Origin of the sequence: Nocardia asiatica NBRC 100129 (assembly GCF_000308415.1) — a bacterium.
Taxonomy (GTDB): Bacteria; Actinomycetota; Actinomycetes; order Mycobacteriales; family Mycobacteriaceae; genus Nocardia; species Nocardia asiatica.
Genome location: NZ_BAFS01000198.1, coordinates 1 through 2548, shown reverse-complemented (window position 1 = coordinate 2548; position 2548 = coordinate 1). Strand labels below are relative to the sequence as shown.

The 2548-nt window shown below is 71.2% G+C and carries 3 protein-coding genes and 1 pseudogene; all 4 read left to right on the top strand.

Annotated elements, in window-relative coordinates:
• The coding region (serB, locus tag ON27_RS19550) for a phosphoserine phosphatase SerB (protein WP_043729408.1) at nucleotides 1–606 on the top strand (606 nt) is incomplete at its 5' end.
• Between the two features lie 90 nt (nucleotides 607–696).
• A complete protein-coding gene (locus ON27_RS19545; protein WP_043729406.1) occupies nucleotides 697–1119 on the top strand; it encodes a protease inhibitor I42 family protein in 423 nt (140 codons plus the stop codon).
• Nucleotides 1120–1373: 254 nt separating this feature from the next.
• Nucleotides 1374–2141, top strand: a complete 768-nt coding sequence (locus tag ON27_RS19540; RefSeq protein WP_373282771.1) for an aminoacyl-tRNA hydrolase — start codon at nucleotides 1374–1376, stop codon at nucleotides 2139–2141.
• Nucleotides 2142–2287: 146 nt separating this feature from the next.
• A pseudogene (locus ON27_RS19535) lies at nucleotides 2288–2548 on the top strand (ATP-binding cassette domain-containing protein); the annotation flags it as partial.

The window sequence follows — 2548 nt, the reverse complement described above, 5'->3', positions numbered from 1 at the left end:
GACGAGGTTCGCAAGGTCACCGAGGCCGCCATGCGCGGGGAGATCGACTTCGCCGAGTCGCTGCGCCAGCGAGTCGCCACGCTGGCCGGTCTGGACGAGTCGGTGATCGAGGAGGTGGCCGACCGGATCGAGCTGACCCCTGGGGCGCGCACCACCATTCGCACGCTACGCCGGATCGGTTTCCGCTGCGGCGTGGTGTCGGGCGGCTTCCGTCAGGTGATCGAGCCGTTGGCGCACGAACTGGAACTGGATTTCGTGCAGGCGAACACGCTGGAGGTCGTGGACGGCAAGTTGACCGGCCGGGTCGTCGGGGAAATCGTCGACCGCGCGGCCAAGGCGACCGCGCTGCGCAAGTTCGCGGCCGAGGCCGGGGTGCCGATGGAGCAGACTGTCGCGGTGGGTGACGGCGCCAACGACATCGACATGCTCAACGCCGCCGGGCTCGGCGTCGCCTTCAACGCCAAACCCGCGCTGCGCGAGGTCGCCGACGCGGCGCTCTCGCATCCCTATCTGGACGCCGTCTTGTTCATCCTCGGTGTCACCCGGCACGAAGTGGAGGCCGCCGACGCCAGGGACGGTTTGCTGCGCCGGGTGCCGCTGGGCTGAGCGGTCCCGACCCTCCCGCTCGGACGATTCCTGGATGGCCGCCGATCGGTAGGCTCGCTGCGAGTTGATCATTCGGCGATCGGAGGACGGGTGCGGAAGTCTCTGCTGGTGCTGCTGCTCGTCACGGCGGTGGCGGGATGCGGCGACGGCTCGCCGGAGACGATCGCCACCGAAGCCGAGAAACCTGTTGTGCGAGTGAGTGCGGCCGATGCCGGCCAGCAGCGGCTGTTGCCGGTCGGACAGCGTCTCGTAGTCGCCCTGCCGGCCAATCCGTCGACCGGATACTCCTGGAGCATCGCGCGGATCGACTCTTCCGTGGTGAAACAGGACGGTGCGGCGGACTACGAACCGGATTCGGCCGAGCCGGTCGCGCCGGGCGCGGGTGGCACGGCCGTATGGAACTTCGTGGGCATCGCGGCGGGCGTGACTTCGTTGCAGATGGAGTACACGCGTCCGTGGGACCAGGGCTTGGTGCCGGCCCGGACATTTTCGTTGACTATCGAGGTGCGGTGATGACGAGCACGCCGGAATGCGGCGCTGAAGTACGGCGCGACGCCGAGATTTCCACGGCCGCCACGCCGTCGGACATCGCCACGCCGTCGGACATCGCCACGCCGTCGGACATCGCCACGCCGTCGGACATCGCCACGTCATCGGACATTGCCGCAGCGCCGGACATTGCCGCAGCGCCGGACATTGCCGCAGCGCCGGACATTGCCGCAGCGCCGGACATTGCCGCGGCGCCGAATATCGCCGCGGCGCCGAATATCGCCGCGGCGCCGAATATCGCCGCGGCGCCGGATATCGCGGCATTCCGCGCCCGGCATGCGGAGCTGGCGCGCGGCTACTACGGAGCGGGCGATCCGGACGACCCCGCCATGGTGCAGGCGATGCAGATGGTCCTGCACCTGCCCAAGGCCGATCCGCCCCCGCGCAGCGCGCTGCTGGCGGCCGCCGCGGCCGCCGCGGTGGCGCTGTGCCTGGACGCGCGGGTCGGGCCGGGCGGCGAGTGGGAACAGCCTTATCTCGCATGGAAGCACTCGCGCATCCGCAAGGTGGCCCGGCGTGCGCGCGGCGCCCAGTGGCAGGCGGCCTGCGCGGTACCTGGCGTCACCGTCGAGGTCGACGGCGCGCAGGCGCGGGCGCTGGTCCCCGGACCGGTGGGCGCGGTCGACCCGCGCATCAAGCGTCTGCAGATCGGCGGCACCGATCTCGCGCACGACGATCCCGGGCCGCCCGATCCCGGATCGCCGGTGCTGTGGGTGAACGCCGGGCTCGGGATGACGCTGGGCAAGTCGGCCGCGCAGGCGGGTCACGCGAGCATGCTGCTGGCCGGTGCGCTGCCGGTGGAGAACGCGCAGCGCTGGGCCGAACTCGGCTTCCGCTGCGCGGTACGCGAGGCCGGCGCGCAGCGCTGGGCGGCGCTGGCGCAGCAGGTGGCCGAGGGAGGCGCGGTCGCCGTGCGAGACGCGGGATACACCGAAGTGGCGCCCGGCTCGATGACGGTGATCGCGGTGCCCGCCGCGTCTTGGTGAACGCTGCGCGGGGACGTCGCGGTCGCCGTGGGCGTGTCGGACGGCGCGGCGGATGCTGCCGTGACGGCGATGATCCGGCATAGATCCGACCGACCGGCTCGGTTTTCCCTCCCCGCGTTGGCGAGTGCCCCCTCAGGTGGGCCAAGATGGAGCGCGTGCCGCAACCGGATCCCGATCTGCTCATCGATTTCACCGACGTAACCGTCCGCCGCTCGGGCCACACTCTCGTCGGTCCGGTCACCTGGCAGGTCGAGCTCGACGAACGCTGGGTGGTCCTCGGCCCCAACGGCGCGGGCAAGACCTCGCTGCTGCGCATGGCCGCCGCCGAGATGCACCCCACGCGGGTGTCGCGCATCTGCTCGGGGAGCGGATCGGAAAGGTCGACGTCAACGAGCTACGTCCGCGCA